The organism is Candidatus Dormiibacter sp., from assembly GCF_050999135.1.
Taxonomy (GTDB): Bacteria; Chloroflexota; Dormibacteria; order Dormibacterales; family Dormibacteraceae; genus Dormiibacter; species Dormiibacter spiritus.
This window is the reverse complement of sequence record NZ_JBPCPN010000046.1, coordinates 1-24,197: the sequence shown is the minus strand read 5'-3', so window position 1 is coordinate 24,197 and position 24,197 is coordinate 1. Positions and strand designations below refer to the sequence as shown.

General features: G+C 66.7%; 23 protein-coding genes, 1 tRNA gene and 1 pseudogene. 9 read left to right on the top strand and 16 right to left on the bottom strand.

From position 1 onward, the window contains the following. Positions 1 to 280: 280 nt before the first annotated feature. From ACR2MZ_RS11430 to moeB, 6 genes are all read right to left on the bottom strand, one after another. Positions 281 to 1,699, bottom strand: coding sequence for a glycosyltransferase family 39 protein (locus ACR2MZ_RS11430; protein WP_434005162.1), 1,419 nt, complete (start codon positions 1,697 to 1,699; stop codon positions 281 to 283). Continuing rightward, positions 1,653 to 3,713, bottom strand: a complete 2,061-nt coding sequence (locus ACR2MZ_RS11425; protein WP_434005161.1) for a hypothetical protein — start codon at positions 3,711 to 3,713, stop codon at positions 1,653 to 1,655. The genes ACR2MZ_RS11430 and ACR2MZ_RS11425 overlap by 47 nt, the downstream gene beginning before the upstream one ends. Continuing rightward, positions 3,632 to 5,305, bottom strand: coding sequence for a phospholipid carrier-dependent glycosyltransferase (locus ACR2MZ_RS11420; RefSeq protein ID WP_434005160.1), 1,674 nt, complete (start codon positions 5,303 to 5,305; stop codon positions 3,632 to 3,634). The genes ACR2MZ_RS11425 and ACR2MZ_RS11420 overlap by 82 nt, the downstream gene beginning before the upstream one ends. Beyond that, the gene (locus ACR2MZ_RS11415) at positions 5,302 to 5,910 is read right to left on the bottom strand and encodes a hypothetical protein (protein ID WP_434005159.1); all 609 of its coding nucleotides are present in this window, start codon (positions 5,908 to 5,910) and stop codon (positions 5,302 to 5,304) included. Before ACR2MZ_RS11415 ends, ACR2MZ_RS11420 begins: the two co-directional genes overlap by 4 nt. 65 nt (positions 5,911 to 5,975) lie before the next feature. Then, positions 5,976 to 6,815, bottom strand: a complete 840-nt coding sequence (larE, locus tag ACR2MZ_RS11410; RefSeq protein WP_434005158.1) for an ATP-dependent sacrificial sulfur transferase LarE — start codon at positions 6,813 to 6,815, stop codon at positions 5,976 to 5,978. Positions 6,816 to 7,040: 225 nt separating this feature from the next. Beyond that, positions 7,041 to 7,901 carry a molybdopterin-synthase adenylyltransferase MoeB gene (gene moeB, locus ACR2MZ_RS11405; protein WP_434005157.1) on the bottom strand — a complete coding sequence of 287 codons (861 nt, stop codon included), beginning with the start codon at positions 7,899 to 7,901 and terminating at the stop codon, positions 7,041 to 7,043. Between the two features lie 105 nt (positions 7,902 to 8,006). Here moeB and ACR2MZ_RS11400 point away from each other — a divergent pair, with 105 nt between their 5' ends. The 3 genes from ACR2MZ_RS11400 (at position 8,007) to ACR2MZ_RS11390 (ending at position 9,492) form a co-directional block, all read left to right on the top strand. Next, positions 8,007 to 8,891 (top strand): hypothetical protein, encoded by an 885-nt coding sequence (locus ACR2MZ_RS11400; protein ID WP_434005156.1) that lies wholly within the window; start codon positions 8,007 to 8,009, stop codon positions 8,889 to 8,891. 89 nt (positions 8,892 to 8,980) lie between these two features. After that, positions 8,981 to 9,073, top strand: a tRNA-Ser gene (locus tag ACR2MZ_RS11395). A 32-nt stretch (positions 9,074 to 9,105) separates the two neighbouring features. Beyond that, complete coding sequence (locus ACR2MZ_RS11390) at positions 9,106 to 9,492, top strand: RidA family protein (RefSeq protein ID WP_434005155.1); 387 nt, start codon at positions 9,106 to 9,108, stop codon at positions 9,490 to 9,492. A 24-nt stretch (positions 9,493 to 9,516) separates the two neighbouring features. On the opposite strand, the gene ACR2MZ_RS11385 is transcribed toward ACR2MZ_RS11390, so the two are convergent. Together ACR2MZ_RS11385 and clpB are read right to left on the bottom strand one after the other, a co-directional pair. After that, positions 9,517 to 9,942, bottom strand: coding sequence for a hypothetical protein (locus ACR2MZ_RS11385; RefSeq protein WP_434005154.1), 426 nt, complete (start codon positions 9,940 to 9,942; stop codon positions 9,517 to 9,519). 92 nt (positions 9,943 to 10,034) lie between these two features. Then, the gene (clpB, locus tag ACR2MZ_RS11380; protein ID WP_434005153.1) at positions 10,035 to 12,620 is read right to left on the bottom strand and encodes an ATP-dependent chaperone ClpB; all 2,586 of its coding nucleotides are present in this window, start codon (positions 12,618 to 12,620) and stop codon (positions 10,035 to 10,037) included. Between the two features lie 40 nt (positions 12,621 to 12,660). Here clpB and ACR2MZ_RS11375 point away from each other — a divergent pair, with 40 nt between their 5' ends. Further along, entirely contained in the window at positions 12,661 to 13,488 is an 828-nt protein-coding gene (locus tag ACR2MZ_RS11375; protein WP_434005152.1) for an Fpg/Nei family DNA glycosylase, read from the top strand. 3 nt (positions 13,489 to 13,491) lie between these two features. On the opposite strand, the gene ACR2MZ_RS11370 is transcribed toward ACR2MZ_RS11375, so the two are convergent. Next, entirely contained in the window at positions 13,492 to 15,324 is a 1,833-nt protein-coding gene (locus ACR2MZ_RS11370) for an APC family permease (RefSeq protein WP_434005151.1), read from the bottom strand. 117 nt (positions 15,325 to 15,441) lie between these two features. Here ACR2MZ_RS11370 and ACR2MZ_RS11365 point away from each other — a divergent pair, with 117 nt between their 5' ends. After that, positions 15,442 to 15,792 (top strand): Hsp20/alpha crystallin family protein, encoded by a 351-nt coding sequence (locus ACR2MZ_RS11365; RefSeq protein ID WP_434005150.1) that lies wholly within the window; start codon positions 15,442 to 15,444, stop codon positions 15,790 to 15,792. A gap of 28 nt (positions 15,793 to 15,820) precedes the next feature. On the opposite strand, the gene ACR2MZ_RS11360 is transcribed toward ACR2MZ_RS11365, so the two are convergent. The 5 genes from ACR2MZ_RS11360 to ACR2MZ_RS11340 all read right to left on the bottom strand — a co-directional run bounded on the left by ACR2MZ_RS11360 (position 15,821) and on the right by ACR2MZ_RS11340 (position 19,219). Beyond that, positions 15,821 to 16,318 carry a bactofilin family protein gene (locus tag ACR2MZ_RS11360; protein WP_434005149.1) on the bottom strand — a complete coding sequence of 166 codons (498 nt, stop codon included), beginning with the start codon at positions 16,316 to 16,318 and terminating at the stop codon, positions 15,821 to 15,823. A gap of 118 nt (positions 16,319 to 16,436) precedes the next feature. Next, positions 16,437 to 16,925, bottom strand: a complete 489-nt coding sequence (locus ACR2MZ_RS11355; RefSeq protein WP_338176529.1) for a DUF350 domain-containing protein — start codon at positions 16,923 to 16,925, stop codon at positions 16,437 to 16,439. 89 nt (positions 16,926 to 17,014) lie between these two features. Next, positions 17,015 to 17,356, bottom strand: a complete 342-nt coding sequence (locus ACR2MZ_RS11350; RefSeq protein WP_434005148.1) for an iron chaperone — start codon at positions 17,354 to 17,356, stop codon at positions 17,015 to 17,017. A gap of 196 nt (positions 17,357 to 17,552) precedes the next feature. Beyond that, complete coding sequence (locus ACR2MZ_RS11345) at positions 17,553 to 18,770, bottom strand: RNA polymerase sigma factor (RefSeq protein ID WP_434005147.1); 1,218 nt, start codon at positions 18,768 to 18,770, stop codon at positions 17,553 to 17,555. A gap of 35 nt (positions 18,771 to 18,805) precedes the next feature. Then, complete coding sequence (locus tag ACR2MZ_RS11340) at positions 18,806 to 19,219, bottom strand: YciI family protein (RefSeq protein WP_434005146.1); 414 nt, start codon at positions 19,217 to 19,219, stop codon at positions 18,806 to 18,808. A gap of 248 nt (positions 19,220 to 19,467) precedes the next feature. On the opposite strand from ACR2MZ_RS11340, the gene ACR2MZ_RS11335 reads away from it, so the two are divergent. The 3 genes from ACR2MZ_RS11335 (at position 19,468) to ACR2MZ_RS11325 (ending at position 21,944) form a co-directional block, all read left to right on the top strand. Beyond that, positions 19,468 to 19,788, top strand: coding sequence for a PadR family transcriptional regulator (locus ACR2MZ_RS11335; RefSeq protein ID WP_434005171.1), 321 nt, complete (start codon positions 19,468 to 19,470; stop codon positions 19,786 to 19,788). Then, complete coding sequence (locus ACR2MZ_RS11330; protein ID WP_434005145.1) at positions 19,785 to 20,444, top strand: hypothetical protein; 660 nt, start codon at positions 19,785 to 19,787, stop codon at positions 20,442 to 20,444. Before ACR2MZ_RS11335 ends, ACR2MZ_RS11330 begins: the two co-directional genes overlap by 4 nt. A gap of 84 nt (positions 20,445 to 20,528) precedes the next feature. Beyond that, positions 20,529 to 21,944 (top strand): glycosyltransferase family 39 protein, encoded by a 1,416-nt coding sequence (locus ACR2MZ_RS11325; RefSeq protein ID WP_434005144.1) that lies wholly within the window; start codon positions 20,529 to 20,531, stop codon positions 21,942 to 21,944. A 219-nt stretch (positions 21,945 to 22,163) separates the two neighbouring features. Here ACR2MZ_RS11325 and ACR2MZ_RS11320 read toward each other — a convergent pair whose 3' ends face one another. After that, positions 22,164 to 22,406, bottom strand: coding sequence for a hypothetical protein (locus ACR2MZ_RS11320; RefSeq protein ID WP_434005143.1), 243 nt, complete (start codon positions 22,404 to 22,406; stop codon positions 22,164 to 22,166). A 45-nt stretch (positions 22,407 to 22,451) separates the two neighbouring features. On the opposite strand from ACR2MZ_RS11320, the gene ACR2MZ_RS11315 reads away from it, so the two are divergent. Continuing rightward, entirely contained in the window at positions 22,452 to 23,324 is an 873-nt protein-coding gene (locus ACR2MZ_RS11315) for a class I SAM-dependent methyltransferase (protein ID WP_434005142.1), read from the top strand. Here ACR2MZ_RS11315 and ACR2MZ_RS11310 read toward each other — a convergent pair. After that, positions 23,287 to 23,792, bottom strand: a pseudogene (locus ACR2MZ_RS11310) (class I SAM-dependent methyltransferase). The gene ACR2MZ_RS11315 and the pseudogene ACR2MZ_RS11310 overlap by 38 nt on opposite strands. Positions 23,793 to 24,197 lie beyond the last annotated feature (405 nt).

Genomic DNA, 24,197 nt, shown 5'->3' with positions numbered 1-24,197 from the left:
AGAGATCATCAAAGCGGCAGCCTCCTAAGGTGCAAAGGGCGCGCCAAACTCGGGGGTGGGATCAGCGAGCTGACGAGCACGAACTGCCATCATAGCAAGTTTCGACCCGCCTCGGTGGGCCAAAACAGGGGGAAACCGTCAGTGCCGGGCTGTCTTTATAACTTTGGGCCGTAACAGTACGCCCCTCGGGCTGCCTTTGTCAGCAGAACGGTTGGTTATGGCCGGCGGGGCGCTCGGCCAAGCTCGATCAGCCTTGACCCTGCCCTCGTGCGGGTGAGCGCTAGAGCCGGGTGTAAAGAGCCGCCACCCCGAAGCTTTGGATTGCGCTGCCCAGGAGCGCCATGCTTAGCGCCGCCCCGATCAGGATGCGGGCAGCTTTGGGATAAGGCGGCCGGGGCCGCCAGGCGGCCAGCGCCGCGGCCAGGACAGGTAACGCCAGGAGCAGTGCCAGCAGAAGCGGAGCGGGAGTCCACTCCTCGCCACCGCCGAGCCACCAGTTGGTAGCGGTCGCCCAGCCGGTCAGGAGCAGCAGCAGGGTCAGCGGCAGCGACCGGCGACGGAAGGCCTGCCAGGCCAGCCAGCCAGCCGCCAAGTACACCTCCGGATAGACCATCCACTTGTACCAGCCGTACTGCTGCGTGTTCTGCTCGCCGGCCAGCAGCGCAATCGCGCCGGCATAGGCGATAGCGGGCCAGGCGAGGAAGAGCGCCGCCCGGCCCCGGCCCACGCTGAGCGCCGCCAGTCCCATCCAGCCGAGGAGCCACCAGCCGTCGCGCAGCCGGCGATTCACGCCGGCGACCGACTGAATCAAGTCGAAGCCCGTGAGCACTCCCCGCCGGTTCTGGGCCTGGAGCTGGGTGATGTGCAGGAAGAGCTGCCAATCGATCAGAGCTCCGTAGAGCAGCCAGAGCAGCAGGCCGGCGGCGCCGGCGGCAGCCGCCGCCAGAGCGACCCGCCAGCGGCCGCAGGTCAGGAGGCTGATCGCCAGGCTGCCGGCAACCGCTATGCCCGAAACCTTGGCCAGCGGCGCCAGCAGGCAGCAGCCGAGCAGCAGAGGCAGGACCCACCTGCCCGCCTTCCCCTCGCTGCTGAGCACACCGGCCCAGAGCGCCAGCAGGAAGAGCACGGCGAGCAGCGCCTCGGGTTCGGCTTCCCGGCCGAGCAGCACCGCGGCCGGAGTCACTGCCAGCAGGGCGGCGCCAACCAGTGCCGCCCAGCGACCCAGCAGCCGGCGCCCCAGCAAGTAGGTAAGCAGAACCGCTGCCGTGCTGAGCAGGATGGGTGGCAGCCTCACCACCTCGGGGCCTGTCGACGCCATGTCGCGGCTGCCGGCCAGCAGCGCCCAGCCGCCCATGAGATAGGAGAACAGCGGCGGGTGGTCCAGCCAATGATGAACCAGGGGATAGTTGGTGCCGAAGGCGTCGAACCGGGTGTAGCTCGCGTAGCCGGGAAAGTAGGACCACGTGTAGGCGTCCCCATGGAGCAGCAGGTTCAGACCAGCCCACGTGAACTGCACCTCGTCGGCGTTGTCGGTGAAGCCAGGGGCGAGCGTGTAGTCGTGCAGCCGCAGCGCCAGCCCCAGCAGCACCACGAGGCCGGCCAGGAGCCACTCCGGTGGAGGCGCGATGCCCGGCCGCTGCCCGGCCGCCGGCTCAGCCGGTGCCGACGATCCGGTAGACGGTGTAGGTGCTGTTGGCATAGACGCGCAGAGCGGCACTGTTCCAGTAGGCCGCGTTGGCCTGGTGCCCGCCGAGTTCCTGAGGACCCAGGACCACGTAGCTGACGTGGTAGCGCCGAAGCAGTGCCGGTGTCTCCGGATCCCCCCGGAGCATGCGATCGGCGTCTGCCGCCCGCCGCTGCCAGTCAGGGATGCCGTAGGACCAGAGCCAGCCGGGATAGCCGGCGGCCACGCTCCGACCGGCCAGCGCCGGCACCGGCTCGTTGTGCTCAGGGGCGACCAGGAAGATGGCGTGCCGATCGGTGTTCGTCCGCACCCAGGCGGCGGTCTCCAGGCCGCCCCGATCGGCGAACTGGGCTTGGTTCAGCGGCTGGTCAAGCGACCTGGCCAGGTCCAACCCCCCGGAGAGCACCAGGAGCACGAAGCAGACAGCAGCCACCACAGGTCCCAGCCTGCCCCGGCTGAGGAGACGGGCGAGCAGCGCACCGATCACCAGCGAGCCGAGAAGAGCCCAGTAGGCGAAGAACTTCGTGTTGTCCCAGTCCCAGGGCTGGAAGACAAGCAGGTTGGGGATCAGGAACCAGAGCCAGATCGGCGCCAGCCGGAGCCGGCTCTGGGCCGGCAGCGCCGGCCGCCAGAGGAAGGCTGCCAGCAGGAGCGGGACGAACAGCCCCAGGTTCTTGAGCCAGAACCAGAGCGGCCCGTCGGCGTGGCCGCCGGTATCGGCCAGCCACCAGATCTGCCAGCGCGGCTGGCCGCCGGCCCCGGTCGCGAGCCAGGCAACCTGGGGCAGGCCGAGCAGCAGGGCAGGCACGAAGAAGGTCAGCCATTCCCGGCGCCGCTCGAACACCGCCCAGAACGCGGCGAGGACCAGTACAGTCCCGTAGGCGTGCAGGTGGGCGAGCGGCAGCAGGCCCGCGAGAACGCCGGCAAAGCCGAAGGCCTGCCGGGCAGTGGGCCCTCGGTCTTCGAGCGCGCGCCAGAGAAGCGACAGGAGCAGCAGGGCGAGCGGGAAGCCGAGCAGCACCGACCGCTGGGGTAGAAGCCAGCCGAGGACGGGGTTCAGCCACTGCAGGTTGGCCTCCGGATCCTGAGTGCTGAGCCGACTGAGGTGCGCCAGAGCGCCGAGCCCCGTGTGCGCCACGTCGCCCGCCACCCGCACGAAGCCCAGGCCGCCGCTCAGCAGGAAGACAAGCGTTCCCAGCGCGCCGCCGAGCGAGCTTCCGACCAGGCGCCGGCCGGCTGTGTACATGACAGCGGGGAAGGCCAGGCCGAGCAGCCCGCTGCTCCAGACCAGTGAGGCGGTCAGGGAAGCGCCGAGCGGCACCAGGCCGGCGGCCAGGAAGTCGACCAGAAACGGATAGGCCAGCCGCTGGTCGGGAGCGATCGGCGAGCGGGGCGGCAAGTTGTCGCCATAGGCGAAGGAGCCCGCATAGGTGAGATGCGCAGCCCAATCACCGTAGACGCCGATGTTGCCGACCAGCAGCGATCCGTCGACCACCTGGTAGGCCCGGGCCAGCAGCAAGATGGTGTATGGCCAGCACACCAGCAGCAGCAGAAGCAGGGGCCATGCCTCCAGCCGGCCCCACCGCTCCCGCGCATCCACCCATTCCGAGCTGAGAAGCCGACGACCGCGATACCAGCCCGCGCTCCCCGCGGCCAGCGCCAAGCCGAGTCCGCCCAGCGCCGTTCCCAGGGTCAGGCCCCCGACAAGGGAGAGTAGGCATTGGGCCAGGGCCACGACGAGGGGGCCCACCACAGCGCCGTAGGCCATCCGCTCCTCCAAGCTGAGCCGGAGATCGCTCAGGAAGGTCAGGCCGGCGCCGGCCACAACCATGGCCAGCAGGGCGACAATGACCGCCAGATGAGCGAGCACAAGCAGCAATCCCAGGACCACAACCACGGCAGCCCCTGCCACCGGGGCCAGCATTCGCGGCCGCCGGCGCCCGACGCTCAGATCCAGCTCGGGAACCACATCTTTCCCGCTGGAAAGCCGCTGAAGTAAGCCGGGTAGGAGATCGGCAGTCCCGTCCAAGCAGGATAGAAGTAGGCGAAGCCGAGCCCCGCCACAGTGAGATAGGCAGGGAGCAGCCAGCGGCGACCGGGCTGGCGGCTCAAGCGAGCCAGCACGAAGGCCAGCGCCAGCACCATGAAGATCAGGCCGCCGAACATGTGATAGAGGAAGAGGACGCGCGTGATGCGCGCCCAGGGCAGGTACTGCGTCAAGAAGCCCAGTAGGATCACCGCGGCCGCCCAGCTGCGCTCGCGGATCAGGTAGTAGGGCAGCAGCAGAAGTGCGGGCAGGCTGGCCCACCAGATGAAGGGATTGCCGAGGTTGATGATCCCGGCCACGAGCGGCTGTCCCGAGGCCTGATCCAGGCCCAAGCCCTTGTACTCGTAGTAGTAGGCGACCGGCCGGTAGAGGAACGGCCACGAGTACCACTTGGAGCCGTAGGGGTGGGTGGCCGTGAGCGTCGCGTGGTACTGAAAGATCTGCTGCTGGTAGGTGATGAGATCGGTCAACGAGTGGAACTGGCCGCGCGTGAAGAACGGCAGCCAGCTCAGGAGGTAGATGCCCAGCGGCAGGACCAGGAAGGCGAACCCACTCAGCAGCACGTACCTGGGGGTGCTGGCGCGGCCGGGCAGGTAGGGCAGCGTCAGTCGGCCGAGCCGCCAGCGGCCCTGCCCCCGGTTGCCCTCAGCGCCTACCAGACTGGCGATGCCGCGGACCAAGAGAAGCAAGACGATGCTGGCCAGTGTGGCCAGCGCTATCCACTTGGCGGAGATCGCCAGGCCGCAGACGGCGCCCGTGGCCACCAGTGTGGCGTAGGACTCGCGGCGGCTGCGGCTGCGCAGGTGCAGCGCGAAGAGTGTGTAGGCCAGCAGGATCAAGAAGATGGGGATGATGTCGATCATCCCGATCCGCGACTGGACGAAGAACATGCCATCGAAGCAGGTCAGAAAGCCGGCGGCGAACGCGAAGCGACGGTCCCGCCAGAGCTGCAGCGCAAGCAGGTACATGAGCGGCACGCAGAGGGTGCCGAAGGCGAGGCTGGCCAGGCGCCAGCCGACCGGGTTGAAGCCCAGGTCGGCGTAGTCACCCTGGCCGCCGCCGAAGGTCTTGAGCCACCAGCCGTCCAGCAGCTCGCCCGCGGCGATCACCTCCTTCGCCAGTGGCGGCTCCGGGTCGAAATAGGCGATCCCCTTCAGGTCGTTATGCGCGAAGACGCCGAAGTAGATCTCGTCGAATACCTCACCCTCCGGTGGTGAGGCAGGAAGACCCGCCGCTTGCGTATTGCGCTGGTAGGGATAGGAGAGGCCGCAGAGCGTGCCGGGCTGAGAGGTGGCGTCCACCGGCGTGCCGTGGACACAGTTGCTCACCGGCGGTCTGTCAAGGTGACCTGTCAGCACATCGGGCATAAGCGGGCTGAAGGCCCGCAGGACGAACGCCACCAGGAACAGGCCGCCGAGGAGAAGCACGTCAGCACCGGCCAGGCCCAGCCAGCGCAGCAGCCGGTTGCCGCCGCTGTCGAATGCGGCAGAGAGTGGCGCGATGCCGGCCGAAGCCGGCGCCTCGGTCGCCGGAACGGCTGACCGGTCGGCGGCAGCTCCGCCTCTGCCGCTCACCGAGAGCGCTTGGGCCGCCTCTGGCCGCCGCGGTTGACAGCTCCGGCCCTGGGGATTCGGGCCGAAAGGTCGAGCGCCAGGCCGTCAGGATCAGGAACGGGCAGGGCCAGGATCTCGCCCTCCATCAGCCGCGCTCCCAGCCGTTTCTGCAGCGCTGGGAAGCGGTCGTCCTGGGAGCGCAAGCGGATGAATACCGCCGGCTTGGGGCCGAGAGCGCGGGCCGGGCCGCTGCGTAGGTAGCGCTTGCGCGCACCCTCGAAGTGGCGGTACAGCGGGTTGACTCGGGCGGTGCGGACCAGCTCGTAGGGGATGAAGGTGCTGCGGATCAGATTTCTCACCCTGAAGCCCTCCGGCAGCAGCTCCACCCGGCTGCGCCAGCGATAGGTGAGTAGGAAGACCAGCACGAGCAGGCCGAGCGGGATGTAGATCGCGTAGATGAAGTAGCTCTGGACCTTGAATCCTGCCAGGTCGTAGGGGGCGACGTTTCGAAAGGCAGGCAGCAGGAGCGAGGCGGCGCCGCCAACCACGCCGAAGGCGAGGAGCGCAATGACCATGATGCGCTGCGAGCGCCAGGTCTGCTCGGCGTAGAGGATGGGCTGCTCCAAAGCCCGCCCATTATGCGGCGCAGGCTCCGAGCCGGCGCGCTCGGGTAGTGCCTCGGCGGCGCGGGCTAGCGGGTGCGGGAGCTTTGGGGCTTCCAGGTGCGGTTCAAGCTGCCGGTGGCGTAGCCCTGAAGGTCGAGGGCCACGAACGTATAGCCCGCGCTGACGACGGCCTCGACCACCTGCTGGCGCAGATTCAGGGCCCGCGCCATCTCCTCCACCGCCACCTCGATCCTGGCCACTTCGCCATGGTGCCTGACCCGCACCTGGCGGAAGCCCAGCCCCAAGAGGCCGGCTTCAGCAGCGCCGATCCGGGCCAAGATCTGCGGCGTCACCTCGGTACCATGGGGCACCCGCGACGAGAGGCAGGCGAATGAGGGCTTGTCCCAGTTGGGCAGCCCCAACTCCCGCGCGGCGGCCCGGATGGCCGCCTTGTCAAGGCCTGCTTCCAAGAGGGGGAAGCGGACCTGCCGCCGCACCGCCGAGGCGTGGCCGGGGCGGTGGTCAGCCACGTCATCGGCAGTGGCTCCGTAGGCGAGATGGCGTAGGCCGAGCTCGGCTTGGATGGGCGCCAGGGTTTCGAAGAGCTCTTCTTTGCAGTGAAAGCAGCGATCGGGCCGGTTCTCGCGGTAGGCCCTCAGCTCCACCTCGTGTGTGTCCACCTCGATCAGCCGGGCGCCGAGTGATCGAGCCAGGTCTCTGGCCGCCTGCTGCTCAGCCGCCGGATAGGCGGGCGAGGAGGCCAGCGCCGCCCGGGCCCGCTCAGGTCCGAGTTCCTCCAGGGCCAGCTTCAGCAGCAAGCTCGAGTCGACCCCACCGGAATAGGCAACCAGGACCGACTCGAGCGCGCGGATGCTCCGGCGCACCCGGCTGAGTGCCGTCGTGTCGAGACGATCGAGCTGAATCACCCTCGCCCTAGAGATCCGGACGGGTTTTTCGGCCGCACCTCAAGAGGTGCGGCCGGGAACCCGGCCGAGAGATTGGGTGGCCAGGTGGGTCAGATCCAAGGAGCCGACGAGCACCGCAGTGAGCGTATTCGAAATACGCCCAGCGAGGAGCGCAGGAGGCGACGCCGGAGATGGCCCACATGGGCGCCCAAGATCCGGACGGGCTTTTCGGCCGCACCTCTAGGCCTAGCGTGCGGCGAGTTCGGCCGGAGCGAGGCTGACCGACGGCTCTGCGGCCGTCATTCCGCAGAAGTTCTCGTAGTCGATCAGGCCCGTCACGCTCGGCTCGTCGCCGCAGAGCGGGCAGCGCGGGTCGCGGCGCAGGTTGACGCGCCGGAAGCTCATGTCATAGCCTTCGAAGATGAGCAGCCGGCCGACCAACGTCTCCCCGATGCCGAGCACCAGCTTGATGGTCTCGAAGGCCATCAACGAGCCGATGATGCCGGGCAGGACACCGAATACGCCGGCTTCAGCGCAGCTGGCAACGGCTCCCGGCGGAGGCGGCGTCGGGAACAGGCAGCGGTAGCAGCCGGTGCCCTTGGCAGCCTCAAACATCGTCATCTGGCCCTCGAAGCGGAAGATGGCGCCATGCACCAGTGGCTTGGCCAGGAAGAAGGCGGCGTCGTTGCTGAGGTAGCGCGTGGGGAAGTTGTCGGTGCCGTCGACTATGACGTCGTAGGGCCTGAATACGTCGAGCGCGTTCTCGGAGTTGAGGTGAAGCGAGTGCCTCACGACCTCGACATCAGGGTTGATCGCGCGGATCGCATCTTCGGCCGAATCGACCTTGGGCCGGCCCAGGTCGGCCACGCCGTGCAGGATCTGGCGCTGGAGATTGCTCGCGTCGACGTCGTCGAAGTCGACTATGCCGAGCCGGCCCACGCCGGCCGCCGCCAAGTAGAGCGCTGCCGGGCTGCCCAGACCTCCCGCTCCCAAGAGCAGGACGCTGGTGTTCAGCAGCTTGCGCTGGCCGGCGCCGCCAACCTCGGGCAGGATGAGGTGACGGGCGTAACGCTGGACCTGATCGGGTGTGAAGGGGGCCGGTGCCATGTGTCGCTGAGGGATACTACCGCCCGGTCCGAAGCGGCTATTCCTAGAATGACGCCACGTGTTTGGGGATGGCACGCAGGGGCGGCCGGAGGGAGCGCGAGGCTGATGGAGAGTCAGTATCTGGACGACGAGCAGATCATCTCGCTCTACAACAAGGTTCGGGCCGGCCGCCGCAGCTGGCCCGACGACATCTGGCGTTCCCCGGCGGCGCTCCAGTACGGAGTCACGATCTTCGACTACTGGATTCACAACGTGATGGGCTGGAAGGGCTGGCCGCACGCCCGCACCCGGGTCACCCCGGCGCTGCTGGAGAAGCATCGGTTGGCCGACATCGTGGAGCAGGTCTTTGTGCCTGAGTTCGGCCAGGACTGGCTCGACTTCGAGGTGGTGCTCAACGAGTCGATGCGGGTCTCCGAGGACGAGAACTGGGCGGGTGATCTGGTCGATCGCCAGGAGCGGGTCGAGTCGGCCTTCGAGCACAGCTTCGAAAAGATCCTGGGCTCGCCCAAGCACGACAAGCGCCTGCTGGAGACCTACCACCGCTTCCGCAACCATCTGATGCGAATGTGGGGCGCGTTTCAGGAGGCGCAGGCCGAGCACGACAAGGCCGAGCGGGAAGCTGCCGAACGCTTCTGGCAAGGCCTGCGGCTCGTCCGTTCCCACCGGTCGCGCTCGGGCGAGCAGTGGTCGATCCTGGACGGTGAAGAAGACCGACTGGGCGAGGTCTCGATGCTCTGGGGAGATCCGGGCCCCTACTGCCTGATTGTCCTCAGTGAGAAGCTCCCGAGTGAGCGGGGCAGCTGGGAGCAGGTGGTCTGGAAGCTGGAGCAGGAAGTGCTCGTCGACGAGCCCGGCGATGTGAGCTACGGCGTCTGGCAGAAAACCTTCCTCGGTGAGTACTACCGCTGTGCCGACTGCGGCGAGCTGCACAACCAACTGGACGAGGACCCGGCTGAGGAGCTCAGGGTGGAGCTGGACGACGAGGAGTGACACCGAGCGGCGTCCCGGGAGGGGACCCGCCGGGATGGGGGTCGCCAGGCTGGCCAGCCCGTAGACTGAGCCGGGTCAAAGCTCTCTATGGAAGGGTGGCTGAGTGGTCGAAAGCGCCCGCCTGCTAAGCGGGTAGGTGGTCTGAAACTGCCTCCCGGGTTCGAATCCCGGCCCTTCCGCCAGCCGCACCGCCGGCGGATGAGGGGGTGCTCAGATGAGTGAAAGCCGCGTTCCATCCCCATCCCCATACGCCCCCGCGATCGGCTTTTCGGCCGCCGTCCGGGCTGGGGGCTGGGTGACCACCGCGGGCACAACCGCCGTGGACGGAACCGGGAGCATGGTCGGCGATGATGCGTACGACCAGGCCCGCGAGGCGCTGCGCAAGATCGGCGCGGCCCTTGCCGACGCGGGGGCCCGCCTCGACCAGGTGGTGCAGACCCGTATCTATATCACACGGAGCGAGAACTGGGAGGCGGTCGGCCGGGCCCACGGCGAGATGTTTGGCGGTATCCGCCCGGCAGCCACGATGGTGGTGGTGGCCCAGCTGCTCGACCCCCGCATGCTGGTCGAGATCGAAGCTGTCGCCTTCACCGGCGAGTGACGAGCGAGCCGCGGTCGGCCGTCGCTACCGACGCTGCTCAGTCCGACTCCCGACACCGGCCAGGGCCAGGGCGAGGCTGTCTTCGGCCAGCGCAACCGCCCAATCTGGCAGCCTCGTGATCTCGGTCAGCCGCCGCCGAGCGTGGTAGCCACCGTAAGCGGTGGCAGCTGACGCCAGCACTGCGAACAACGCCCCCGTTGGCCCGGCCAGGCGGGCTCCGGCCAGACCGGCATTGACCGCTCGTCCGGCCAGCGCCGGTCCGGCGAGACGGCTCGGCGTCGCCGGCAACTTATCGCCGATCAGTTCGCCGCCGGCGAGTACCGCCAACCCGCGAGCAAGCCAGGGCCGGCCGAGAGTGCCGCGAGCGCCCAGTGCCGCCAGCGGCAGGAAGCTCCGCAGGCCGCCCGCCGCACCCAGGGCGGCCGCTCGGCCGAGCTGGCTCATTGGCATGGAGATGACTCTAAGGCGCCGGCTCAGGTCGACGAGACGCGGCTGCCCGTCGCGTCCTGTCTCAGTGGCCCCTGTGCGGTTGCCTTCTCGGCCTAGGCATCGGCGGCCAGGGCCGGCGCCAAGGCTTGGAAGACGAGCTCGCCGTCCTGGACATCCACCTCGACTGTGTCACCCTCTTTGAACTCGCCCTGCAGAAGCCGCAGCGCCAGCTGGTCCTGGATCAGCTTCTGGATGGTTCGTTTCAGCGGCCGGGCGCCGTAGGCGGGATCCCAGCCGCGCTCGGCCAGCAGCTGACGGGCCGCGTCGGTCAGCACGAGTCCCTGCTTGCGTTCGGCCAGCCGGCGGCGCAGTCGATCCAGCTGGATGTCGACGATGGTGGCCAGCTGTTCCCGCGAGAGCGCCCGAAACACGATGATCTCGTCCACGCGGTTCAGGAACTCGGGCCGGAAGTGATCGCGCAGAACCTCAAGTACAGCTGTCTGGACAGCCTCGAACGGCTGCCGAGAGAGCTCCTGGATGACGTGGCTGCCCAAGTTCGAGGTCATGATCAGCACTGTGTTGCGGAAGTCGACTGTCCGGCCCTGACCGTCGGTCAGGCGCCCGTCGTCGAGCAGCTGGAGCAGCACGTTGAAGACGTCAGGATGCGCCTTCTCGATCTCGTCCAGGAGAATCACGCAGTAGGGGCGCCGCCGCACGGCCTCCGTCAGCTGGCCGCCCTCGTCGTAGCCGACGTAGCCCGGCGGGGCGCCGAGCAAGCGCGCCACCGTGTGCTTCTCCTGATACTCCGACATGTCAAGCCGGATCAAGGCCTGCTCGTCGTCGAAGAGGTACTCCGCCAGCGCCCGCGCCAGCTCGGTCTTGCCCACACCCGTGGGGCCCAGGAAGATGAAGGAGCCGACCGGCCGGTTGGGGTCGGCGATGCCTGAGCGCGACCGACGCACGGCGCTGGCCACCGCCTCCACAGCCTCATCCTGGGCGACCACGCGGTCGTGCAGGCGGTCTTCCATATGGAGCAGCTTTTGGATCTCGCCTTCCAGCAGGCGGCTGACTGGGATGCCCGTCCACTTGGCGACGACGGCTGCGATGTCGTCCTCCGTCACCTCCTCCTTCAGCAAAGCGCCTGTGCGCTGGAGCTCCGCCAGCTCCTCGTTGGCCCGGTCCAGCTGCTTTTGGATCTCCACGGCTTCGCCGTACTTGAGCCGCGCGGCCCGCTCGAAATCGGCCGCGCGCTCGGCGCGCTCAGCTTCCTGCCGCGTCTCCTCCACCTTGCCCTTGAGGTCGCGGATGCGACCGATGACCTCCTTCTCGCGCTCCCAGCGCGCCCGTAGCGCGTTGCGCTCCTCGCCCACCTGGGCCAGCGTGCGCTCCAGCGCCGCCAGCCGATCTCGTGAAGCCCGGTCAGTCTCTTTCAACAGGGCCTGCCTCTCGATCTCGAGCTGCCGCGCCTGGCGCTCCAGCTCGTCGAGCTCGACCGGCAGCGAATCTATCTCCATGCGCAGTCGTGCGGCCGCTTCGTCCATCAGGTCGATGGCCTTGTCGGGCAGGAAGCGGTCGGTCAGATAGCGGTTGGAGAGCACCGCCGCGGCGACCAGAGCGGAGTCCTTGATGCGAACGCCGTGGTGAACCTCATAGCGCTCGCGCAGGCCGCGCAGGATGGAGATGGTGTCCTCCACGCTGGGCTGGTCGACCAGCACCGGCTGGAAACGGCGCTCCAGCGCTGCGTCCTTCTCGATGTGCTTGCGGTACTCGTCAAGGGTGGTGGCGCCGATCGCTCGCAGCTCGCCGCGAGCCAACGCGGGCTTCAGCAGGTTGGCAGCGTCCATGGCGCCCTCCGCCGCACCGGCGCCAACCAGAGTGTGCAGCTCGTCGATGAAGAGGATCACGCCGCCCTCGCTGGAGGTCACCTCCTTCAGCACCGCCTTCAGGCGATCTTCGAACTCACCCCTGTACTTGGTGCCCGCGATGAGTGCGCCGAGATCCAGCGCGACCACCTTGCGGCCCTTCAGACTCTCGGGGGCGTCGCCCGCGGCGATCCGCTGGGCCAACCCTTCAGCGACTGCTGTCTTGCCCACACCGGGCTCCCCGATGAGCACCGGGTTGTTCTTGGTCCGGCGGCTCAGCACCTGGATGACCCGGCGGATCTCCTCGTCCCGGCCGATGACCGGATCGAGCTTGCCGGCGGCCGCCAGCGCCGTCAGGTCGCGGCCGTAGCGCTCCAGCGCCTGGTACTTGGATTCAGGGTTTTGGTCGGTGACGCGCTGACTGCCCCTGACGGACTTGAGCGCCGCCAGCAGCTTGTCCCGGCTGAGCCCGGTACGCTTCAAGATCGGTCGGTCGACCAGCGCCAGGACCAGATGCTCGGTCGAGACGTAGTCATCCTTGAGACCCTGTGCCTCCCGCTCGGCGGTCTGCAGCGCCCGCTCCAGCTCGGGCGCCAGATAGGGCTGGCCGCCGCTCACTTTGGGCAGACGCGCCAGCTCCGAGACGAGCGCCGGCTCCAGGGCCGTGCGGGAGGCGCCGGCCGCATCCAGCAGCGGTGCGGCGATGCCGTCGGTCTGCCGCAGCAGCGTTAGCAGCAGGTGTTCAGGCGAAACCGCTTGCTGGCCCTGGTCTTGGGCCAGCCCGGCGGCGCCCTGCAGCGCCTCCTGTGCCTTCTCGGTGAACCTATCCAATCTCATTCCACTAAGAACTCTTCCCGAGCTCGCCTACAGTTCACACATGCCTGAGCTGCCGGAGCTGGAGGCGCTGAGGCGGCAGCTCGGTCCGCGTCTGGAGGGCCGGCTGGTCACAGCCGTCGAGATCAACCCGCAGAAGGCTCACATGCTCCGCTACCCGGCGGAGAGCTTCGCCCACGAACTCCCGTTCCGCCGGTTGGCCGGCCTCTGGCGGCGGGGCAAGCACCTGATCTTCGACTTGGAGCTGATGCGGGGGGACGATCGCCGCCACCTGGTCATCAATCCCATGCTCGGGGGCCGCCTGCAGCTCGCTCCAGAAGACCAGAAGCTGCCGGCCACCCATGTGTTCTCGCTCCGCCTGGACCAAGGGGAAGAGCTGCGTTATCTGGACTTCCGGGACATGGGCAGGATCTACTGGACTGCCGACCCCGAGCAGAGAGTACCCGCCTGGGCAGGCCAAGGACCGGAGGCGGACAGTCTTCGCCAAGAAGCCCTGGAGGCCTTTCGGAAGCGTCTCCGCCGGTACCGCGATGAGTTGAAGGACCTGCTCCGCAACCAGGCTTTTCTCGCCGGGATTGGCAATGCCTACTCGGACGAGATCCTCTTCGAGGCAAAGCTGCTCCCGCTGCGCCGCCGCGCCACACTAAAACCGGGTGAGGAAGAGGCTCTTTACGCGGCAATTCCGCTGGTACTTGAGCGGAGCATTGCAACCATCCTCGCCAATCCTGACTACGACGAGTCCAAGCAGGATCGCAAGTTCTTCCGGGTTCACGGTAAGGGTGGCGAGAGCTGCTCCCGCTGCGGCCATCGCATCAGCCAGCTGGGCGCTAACCGCGAACCGCTGAACTTCTGCCGCGGCTGCCAGCTCTGAGAATCAGCTCGCCGCGGCCGGCTGACGTAGTCGGCCGCTGACCAGGCGCAGAATCGGGTAGCCGTCGACGTACGTCCGTCGCACCCTGTCCACCGCGATGCCAGGCAGGAGGGCTTCACCGCCCTCAGTGACGACTGTCTGCTTCGGAAAAACTGCCTTCCAGACGTCGCCCACGGCGCTCTTGGGCAGAAGCCCGGGGACGTAGATATAGCGGCGGTCGGGTGAGCGTTTGCGGGCGGCGCGCTCCGCCCGTGCAAAGGCAACCTGCGCCCCACGATCTTTCAGGTAGGGATCGTGGACCTCCATGAACTCAGGCCCTTCGAGCGAGCCCTTCTTGGCGTCGCCCCGGTAGAGGAACGCGAGGGAGCCACCCTCGGCGGATCGGACGGCGGCTTTGACCACTGCCTCCGCGATCTCGGGGTCGTGGGGCAGGATGGCAAGCACCTGGCATTCAGCCAGCCGGCCGCGGCCACCGAAGTGAACCACAGGCACCCCCGGCCGGTGCAGGAAGGGGAACACTGCAGGCTCCCGGCCACGGGAGTAGTAGTAGGTGGTCAGCCCGAGAACCAGCCCGAGCGCAGTGATGCCGCCGCCGAAGAGGGTTGCCAGGGGCTTGGCGACAAGGTTGGTGAGCCAGGCGACGCTGACCAGCGCAGTGGTGAGGAGCCCTACCGAATACTTGAGCCAGGCGCCCAGATTTCTACCACCAGGGAAATCGAACCAGCGCAGGCGGTCCAGAGCCAGCGATGTCAGAATGAAGGCGCCCAGCAGGCCGAACGCGTAAAGGTCGCCCAGGATGCCGGGATCGCCCCGGCTGGCCGCGACCAGCGCAACTGGAATCGCCACCGCCATCAGGATCGACCAGTGAGGGGTGCTGCGCCAGCGGTTCCGCTGTTCCAGCAGGCGGGGCAGGAAGCCCATCCGCGAGAGTGCTATGAACACGTGGTAGCAACCGATCACTGCGGTGTTGCTCGCGAAGATGAGCAGCAGCGAAGCGCTGGCCGCCACGTAGCCACCAACCACCGGTCCGGCGACGTGCGCGCCCAGAAGGGAGACGAACTGGTTGGGATCGCTGCTCTTGGCGTCGAGCAGCGTCGTGGACCAGAGCGTCAGCAGCGGGCTGGTGACCACCATCGTCATCACCACCAACGCCATGGCTTGCCCCGCCAGCTTTCGGCGCGGCTCCCGCATGGCCGGAGCCAGCTGGGCGATTGTCTCCAGGCCCGAGAAGGCGAGGAAGGCTGCCGCATAGCCGGTGATCAGCACCAGCGGCGTCAGCGGCGGACCTTCGGCGATCGTATGGAAGCTTCGGACTATGCCGGCCGGACCCAGGGACACCGCCACCGCCACGACGACCAGCAGCTGGCCGCCCGCGGCCAGCACTGCAAAGGCCGCTGACACCCGCGCGCTGTCTTTGACGCCCAGCAGGTTGAGCGAGCCGAGGATCACCAGGGCGACGATTGTGATGCCAACGACGAGGGGACGTGGACTGATGGCCGGCACGACGACTGCCAGGTAGAAGACGCCTGACAGGGCGCTCAGCGCCGCGGTCAGGAAGTAGTCGACGAGGATGAAGCAGCCGCCCAGGAGCCCGATGAAGGGATGCAGGGCCTGGGCCGCCACGTTGACCACCCCGCCTCCTTCGGGAAAGCGCCAGGCCACCTCGGCGTACTTCAGCGTGAGCAGTATGAAGACGATCAGCGTCATGGCGACGAAGAGCGCGGAACGCCCACCGAATTGGGGAAAGAGGATGCCAGGCGTGTAGTAGACGGAGGTTCCGATGTCCGCGAAGACGACGGCCCAGCAGAGGAACCAGCCCAGACTCCCACCGCGCACCTTGACCCGGCGGCGCGGCCGCGTCTCGGCGCTCAGAAGGCAGCCCTCGGCCGTCGGCTATGGGCTGTCACGTCGCGGAGATTACCTTCTCGCTCGAGGCAGAGGGTTGACTCGTGTATGACTAAGGCGATGCCGACGCCGAACGCCAACCAGCGGCCGCCAGTGAACGTCTACGCGGCCAGCGGGCAGCTCAGCGTGGCGCTGCCCATTCCTGGCGCGCACGCGGATCACACGCACGTAACGGTTGCCGCTGACCGGCTTCGCGTGCTCGCCGAGTGCAAGTACTCGCAGGACCAGCAGCACTTCCTGCAGCGGGAGTGGCAGGTGGGCGCCTGGGAGCTGGACCTGGAGCTACCTCAGCGGGTCGACCCCGAGCGCAGCCGGGCGGTCTTGAACCTTGGCGTGCTCACGGTGATGGCGCCGATCTCGAACGAAGGCCGGGGCGAGCGCCAGATCCCTGTCGAGTAAGGCGAACCGAAAAGAAGCCCTGCTCAGCTCAGCCGCGGGCTCCTGCCTTTTCTCGCTCGACCTTCTCCACAACTTGGTCAGCGGGTGCTTCACCACCAGCCGCTTCAGCCGCCTCGGCCGTGGTCGCCTTGGCTGATGTCCGCTCCGGATCGGCACCTCGCCGCTGCATGGTCACGCGTCCGTTCAGCAGCGCGCCCTCCTCGACGGTGAGCGCGCCCACCTGGACATCTCCACTGAGGCTAGCTGTGCCCTCCAGCGCCAAGCCTCCGGCGGCGATCACCTTGCCGGTCACGTCACCCCGAAGGATGACCCGCTCGGCGGCGAGGCTGGCCTCGACCTGAGCCCCCGACTCCACCCTGATCGTAGCCGCGCTGTGCAGTTCTCCTGTCACGCGGCCATGGACTACCAGATCTCCCTCGACGATGAGCTTGCCTTCAAGCCTCGAGTTGGGACCGAGATAGGTCTCCTGACCCTGGCTTCGCTCTTGAGCGCGGCGGCCGCGACCAGAAATGTTGTCTTCAGGCATCTTCTCTCCTCAGAATTTACGTTCCCCCCATGCTAGGTGACGCTGGCCACGCTCCGACGGCCTTCTGAGCCTGCTCCGAAGCCTCTCCACTTCAGCCCGATAGGGCTAAAACTGGCAGTTAGATCAGAGCGTAGGCGGTGATCAGACCGATCCCGATGCGGACAGTCGCCGCGAGGATGGTGGCTGGGAGTAGATGGCGCTGGCCCATCAGCTCTTCGGCGTCCACCCCTATGACCCTATCGAAAGCGAACAGAGCCGCCGCCTGCGCCAGGATGCCGACCAGGCCGAAAACCAGCGTTTCGATCAGGCCTTGAAGCAGGTCTCCGCCGGAGGTGAAGATGGCGGCGGCGATGAGGAAGCTCAAGCCAAGCACGCCGCTGGCTGCCAGCACTGCAGCGTTGGCATTGTGCTCAGTCCGGATCACCTGGCCGAGCTTGCCCGGTGTGACCAGGTCGAGCGCCAGGTAACCGAGCAGCAGCAGTAGGGTGCCGAGGACCGCGTAGCCAACCAGGGCCAGCACGCCATTGAGTAAGGACCACGGCCACTGGGTGGTGGTGGCCAGAAGGGCCGCAGCCAGCTGCGCTGTGAGACTCAAAGCGCTTGCCATCCAGACGTTCCCTGCCGAAAACCGCTGCGCATCAGTCGAACAGTATGTCGGCTCCGGGCGATTTCTCGTTCACGGGCTGGGCAGCCTGATCAGCCGTCGAGCGCGGCGCGGACCAGGTTCCGCAGCTCGTCGTCGGAAATCTTGGCGGCGTCGTCGGGTCGGAGCTGGATGGTGCCCTTGCTGGTCTTGAGCTCGGGGTGCCGTGCGGTGAAGCCGGCGTCGCGGCCCTGCTGCCAGCCATAGATGGACACGCCGTGCTGCCACACACCGACGAAGAGCCGGCGCCGGCCGACTTTGTAGGTCGGTATCTGATACGAGATCACTACCGCGGCGTCGGGCTGCGCCTCCAGGACCAGCCGGTGAATGCGTTCGAACAGTTGCCGGCGGTCCGGGGCGATGGCGTCGATGTAGCCGCGAACGGCGTCATCCATCAGTTCATCCTAGGCCCGGTGCTCGGGTCGATGAACGCGACCCATGCCGCCATCAGCGGCGTCGCCGTCATCGGCTTCGCGATCTCCTCGTCGAGCTTGTATCTCATGACGTTTCTCCTCAGTGCTGGCACCTCTGCAGCGCCTCTCGCCAGAGACGTCGGAGCCAGAGATCCATTCCGGACACGCCGCGAAGGACTCACCCATCGTCCAGGAGGCGAGCGGCGCGGGAATGGAGGTGGCGCTGCTGCGAGAGGTTGGTAGCTCGCCGGGCCGCCGCCAGGTAAGAGTCGCGCGCTGTCGCTCGATCGCCGGCCATCTCCAGAAGGTGTGCGCGGACCGCATGGAGCCGGTGGTCCTCGGCGATCCGTTTGTCCGCCTGGAGCTCGTCGAGGAGGTCGATGCCCGCCTGCGGGCCTTGGGCCATCCCCACCGCGACGGCATGGTTCAGATCCACGACGGGGTTGTCGGAGATCCGCATCAACAGCTCGTACAGGCCCACGATCTGCGGCCAGTCGGTCGCCTCGGCGCTCGGCGCCTCGTCGTGAATCGCGGCGATCGCCGCCTGGAGCTGGTACGGACCGGTTGGTCCCCTGGGCAGCGCGTCGGTGATGAGCGCCACGCCCTCGGCGATGGAGTCGGCGTTCCAGAGGCTTCGATCCTGCTCGGCCATCGGGATCAGCTGGCCGTCCCGACCGGCGCGCGCTGGCCCGCGTGCGTCAGTGAGCAACATGAGCGCGAGCAGCCCCGACACCTCGCCGTCCTCCGGCAGCAGTCGATGGACCATGCGGGCCAGCCGGATGGCTTCGGCCGCCAGGTCGCCTCGCTGCAAGCTGGGCCCTGACGTGCTGACGTAGCCCTCGTTGAAGATCAGATAGAGCACGTGAAGGACCGATCGGAGCCGTTCGGCCCGCTCCGGGCCAGCGGGCATGGCGAAGGAAATGCCGCTGTCCTTGATGCCCTGTTTGGCCCGGCTGATCCGCCGGGTCATGGTCGCCTCCGGCACCAGGAACGCTCGAGCAACCTCGGCGGTTGTCAAGCCGCCGACCCCTCGCAGGGTCAGCGCGATCTGCGAGGCCGGCGACAGCGACGGGTGGCAGCACATGAAGAGCAGGATGAGCGTGTCGTCGGACTCCGATCCTGGCCTGCCGGCGGGGGGAGCCAGCCACTCCTCGGGCAGCATCCGCTGGGTGACGGCGTCCTCACGGCGCTGGCGAGCCTGCTCGCTCCGCAGCAGGTCGGTCAACCTGCGCGAAGCCACAGTGATCAGCCAGGCACGGGGATTCTCCGGAATTCCGTCCTTCGGCCACCCCATGGCGGCGGCGATCAGGGCCTCCTGAACCGCGTCCTCGGCGGTGTTGAAGTGCCCGTAGCGGCGTACGACGGCGGCGAGGGCCTGCGGCGCCAGCTGGCGCAACAGGCCCTCGACCTCGGTGTCAGGTACTGGACCGATCAGAGCTCCAGCTCGGCCCGGGATTCGACGATCGGCCGCACGTCCGCCACGGGGGCGGAGGCCCCGGCCGGACCCGGGCAGCTCGACAGGCGGCCGACGATCGCCGTCGCCCGGTCGAAGCTCTCACAGTCCACTATCCAGTAGCCGGCGAGGACCTCCTGAGTCTCGGCGTACGGCCCGTCAGTCACGACCGTCACACCGTTCTGCAGCTGGACCCGCCGGGCGTGGACGGGGGCGGCCAGGCCCCGCGTCTCCACGAGCTCGCCGGACTCGGCCAGCTCCCTGTTGAACGATTCCATGAACGCGCCCATCGCCGCAAAGTCCTCTGCTGACCAGGCAGGCTTGTCAGCAGGCTTCCCCGACATCGCGTCGTAATCCTGCTGCGAGGCGTAGGTCAGGATCATGTACTTCATAACGTTCTCTCCTCTGTACTGGCACCTCTGCAGTGCCTCTCGGCAGAGACGTCGGGGCCAGCGGCCCATTCCGGACATCCACCCGGTACATGGTCGTGACGCTAACCACTGCCCGCCGTCCGAGCTCAGGACACCTCACATCGCGGCTGCGGCCCGGCAAGCGTTCTGATCATTACCGATAGTGGGGTCGCGACTGCACCAGGACGGTCAGTTCACCGATATATACTCCTGACGTGACCAAGCGGACGATGCAGGAGGCGACTTTCCTGATCCTCACGGCGCTGGCCGCAGGCAGCCAGCACGGGTACGGGATCATTTCCGACGTCGCACAGATCTCGGACGGACGTGTCCGGTTGCGCGCCGGGACCCTGTACTCAGCCCTGGACCGTCTGCGCATCGACGGGTTGATCAGTGTCGACCGCGAGGAGATCGCCGAAAACCGCCTGCGCCGTTACTACCGGCTCACGCCGGAGGGATCCAAGCTGTTGGCCACTGAGGCAGCTCGGGTCCAATCCAACGCGGCGACCGCGATCGCCCGGCTCCGCGTGACGAGGGGGCTGGCCGGATGACCGACTCGGCCGAATTGGAGCGAGGCTACCGCCGCTGGCTGTCGTGGTATCCCAAGACGTTCCGGCGCGAGCACGAGGCGGAGATCACGGTTCTGATCGCCTCGGCCCGAGAAGGCCAGCGCCGGCCAGAGGCTGTGGAGTGCCTGGACCTGATGAGCAGCGCGCTAAGCATGCGTCTGCGGCCAAGGGTGCCTCGAGCGGACAGATCAGCCTTCAGGGCGATCAAACTCATGTACCTCGGCGCCCTGGTTGAGCTTGCTGCCGCAATCATTATTTTGGCGACGATCGGCGAAATCAAGTCGGAAGTTGTCATGAGCAGCCCAGGTCTCACCGAGGCTGAGTGGCATGCAATCGTCGTAGGTCAACTGGCACCGACCGAGGTTGGCGCGATTCTCGGCGTCGGCTTTTGGCTGTGGATTGCCTGGTCCATCGGCCGCGGACATCGTTGGCCAAGGCTCGTGTTTGCGATCTTTTTTGCTCTCAACATATTCGGCCTGCTCAATGGGTTAGTCCATGGATCAGCGGTGTACGCACGGCCGGACCTGGCCATCGGGACTCTCCTCTGCCTCGTCGAACTAGCGGCGCTCGCTGTCATCTGTCGCGCGAAGATCGCACCCGCTCAGTCGGGCACCAGTCGAACTATCGCCGAGTCCTGAGCCGCAGGACCCGGAACGGTGGCCGCCTTGCCCAGCCAGCAACATTCCCGCCTTCCAACTGGGCTTCTCTTTGGAGCTGCGAAGGTGGGCATCATCGCCCTCCACCTTGCCACCAATGGCACTCTGGGTTTTCATACTGATGAGCTCTACTATCTCGCCTGCGGCCGCCACCCAGCGCTTGGTTATGTCGACTTCCCACCAGTCGTCCCACTCCTCGGTCGATTAGAGACCGGACTCCTCGGGGTCAGTCCCTGGACCCTGCGCCTGCTCCCATCGCTGTTGGGCGGTTTCCTCGTTGCTCTTTCCGGCGCCTATGTCCGTCGACTTGGCGGCTCACTGCGGCTCCAAGGAATTGCGCTGCTCACTGCCATCGCAGCGCCATACCTGCTGGGTGCGAACTGGGTCTTCCAGACAGTGACTTTCGACCAGGTGACCTGGATGGTCTCCCTCTACTGGTTTCTCTGCCTCGTCATCGACCGGCGCCCGCGATACTGGATCTATATCGGCATCACGCTTGGGATCGGGCTCGAGGTGAAGTACACCATCGTCGGCCTCATCGCGGGGATCGCGATCGCCGTTCTTCTCACGCCTTGGTTGCGCGTGCAGCTGCGGACGAAATATCCGTGGCTGGCGGTCGCGATCGCACTTCTCATTTGGGCACCGAACCTCGTCTGGCAGGTCGTCGAGGGCTTCCCCTCCGTAGCCTATATCGCCAATCACCGGGGGAGCGGCGGTGGCGCCGTTGTCTACCTCATCCAGTTCGTCGCTTACCTTTTCTTTATTCTGCCGTTGTGGCTGGCGGGCATGATCTCTCTGTTCCGCAGTCGACTGCTGCGTTCGGTCGGAATCGCCTGTGCCGTTCCGCTGCTCGTCTTCCTCTTCGTTGGTAAGTCCTACTACGCAGCGGGGACGGTTCCGATCGCCCTGGCTCAGGGCCTCATGGCGATCTCACGAATCGAGCGACCGAAGCTTCGCTCCGGCCTTCAGCTCGCTGTCGTCATTGCGAACGTGCTCGAATTCGTCGTGTTCTTCCAGCTCCTCGTCCCGATCACTCCCCCAAATCGGATCCACGCTGCCAGTCTGGATGTCAAGAACGAAGTATTTGCTGACAGCGTGGGGTGGGACGACGTCGCGAATCAGGTGACGGCGATCTACGGCAATCTTCCGCCATCGGAGCGCACCAACACAGCCATCATTTCGGCCTACTACGGCGTGCCGGGGGCACTGGATGTCTACGGCAACCCAAACGCCCTTCCTCCTGTCGTCAGTCCACAGCTGTCTTACTTCTACTGGCTGCCGCGCGACCTCACGGCAACCGATGCTCTCATGGTGGATTACCAGCCTTCTCAGGTGGCGTGGATGTGCACGTCACCAAAGCTCATAACACATCTCACCGTGCCATACGACGTACTAGGTCTGGAGCAAGGCGCGCCGGTCACCTTCTGTCATCTCAAGGCTCCGATCCCAAAGATCTGGGCGCAGCTTCGCAACTTCTCCTGATAGCCAGCTCGATCCATGGAGAACACGGCCGACCTGTCGCTTGGCTAGACGTGACACTCTTCCAACTTTCGTGGTCTGCCGGGTAGAGACGTCAGCGTTCCACGCGCGCGAGAAATACGGCGGGCGGCTGCCTTGGAAGTTCCGATGCCAGGACGAGCAGGTGACTGATCGCCGGTGACAAGAATCGACGCACTCGCCGTGGCCAGGGCCACCAGATAGTCATCGCCTGGATCTCTGGAGAGGTGATCGGGATGCTCCTGCGAACATCGACGCCGTCGACCGCACGAGTTGGCGGAAATCGGCCGCGTCCTTGGGGTCGATGTGTTGCCGCAGCTTTGGGTGAGCAAGAGTCCGATCAAGCTCCGCCAGCAGCGCTTCCGACACGACCAACTCGAAGGCGCCACCAGACCACAGGGCGATCAACCGGCCCGATGATCCCGCCCGTGACAGGAGTGCCGACACGAGTACGGGTGCACACGCCCGATGAGCGCGATACCCTGCGCTGCAATGGATACAGGCCTACGGGGTCCGAGCCGCACAGCGCTGATGGCCGCCATGGGACGCGCGGTTCATAGTGACGGTCCACCGCCTCACATCCTCGACGACTGGTTGGCGGCCGATCTCGCCGGTGTGGAGGGCCGCGCGATCCTCGACAACATGCGGGCGAACGTCACGCCCGATCGCCTGCAGGCGTTTCAAGCGTGGACAGCGGTGCGCACTAGGTTCGTCGAAGACTTCGTAGAGAGCGCCGTCGCCGCCGGCGTCCGTCAATACGTCGTGCTCGGCGCCGGCCTTGACTCCTTCGCGTACCGCCACGCGGAGCTGCTCGAGCGATTGACAATCTTCGAGGTCGATCACCCCTTCTCACAGGCCTGGAAACGGCGCCGGCTGGACGAGCTGCACATCACGCTGCCCCACAATGTGGTCTTCGCAGCAGTCGACTTTGAGACGCAGTCGCTCCTAGACGCGCTGAAAGCGTCTGGATTCGCCTTGGACCAGCGTGCCGTCCTCTCGTGGATCGGCGTGACGATGTATTTGGCACGCGAGGCGATCGACGCCACGCTCGCCAGCATCGTCAGCTGCGCACCGGGGACACGCATCGCCCTCACCTATGATCAGCCGCCGGATGTGCTCAGTGACAAGGCTCGCGCGCTCCTCGCCGATGTCAGCGGCACTGCGGCGAAGTACGGAGAGCCGTTCGTCAGCCTTTTCCGACAGGATGAGATAGAACGATTGCTCATCGAGCACGGCTTCGACAGCGTCACGCACTTCGGTGCGGACGAGGCGGTAAGCCGCTATTTTGGCGCCACGGACGTGGGCATGGCCGACGTTCAGCGATTGGTCACGGCCGTCGTCCCCAAGTCAAGCCCCGCAGCCTGAAGGACGGCCCACAAGCGTGGTCCAGTGCGGGCTCGATTCCGGCTCGCCGGAACGCTTCGCCCAGCCATGAGTGCGCCTGAGCCACGAGCGGCGTCGACGCAAGCGAGCGACCGCTGAAGAGGTCGAACTCGATCGGGACGACCAGGCCGCCTGAGCGCAGCAGGCTAGCCTGCGTCCTTAACACGGCTGCGGGATCGGGGACGTACCTCAGCACCAGGCGCCCGATGATCGCGTCGGACGGCCCGTCGAACGCTGGTTCTTGGATGTCGCCCACGAAGAACCGCACATTGCCGAGCCCTTGCCGCCTCGCCCGCAAGTTCGCTTTTCGACCGGCGCAGGCGACCGGTCAATTCCGAGGACCTGACCCCCCGATCCGACCAGCTCGGCGGCGACGAGGGCCATATCTCCCATTCCCGAGCCTAAATCGAGAACACGCATGCCTGGGCGGACGCCGGCCGCCTCGAGGATCGTCCGCTTCGCAGGAGCCAGGACCCTGCCTAGGCGGTTCAGCCGCTCGAGTTCGGCGGAGCCGCTGCCCAGCTGATAATCGGTTTCGGCGGCCCCATTCCCCTCTCACAAATTGGCGGCGCGGAGCGTCGCTGCTAGCTTATGACAGACGAAGCGACTCCGGACTGTGCCCAGGCGATGATGGAGCATGGGGTTCGAACGGCCTGGCCCCAGGAGTAGGGCTTTCGATTCCCAAGGCCCTTCTACTTGGGATTCCAGGACAATGGCGGAGGGAGAGGTGTGCGAGTTCAGCACATAGAGGACAGGTGTCTCGGGACATAGTGGACACCCAGCAACGCTGGGAGGTGCGTGATGTCTCGAGGGCGCTACTTGGTGGACGCGGTCCTGCTAGAGGGCCGGAGCCCG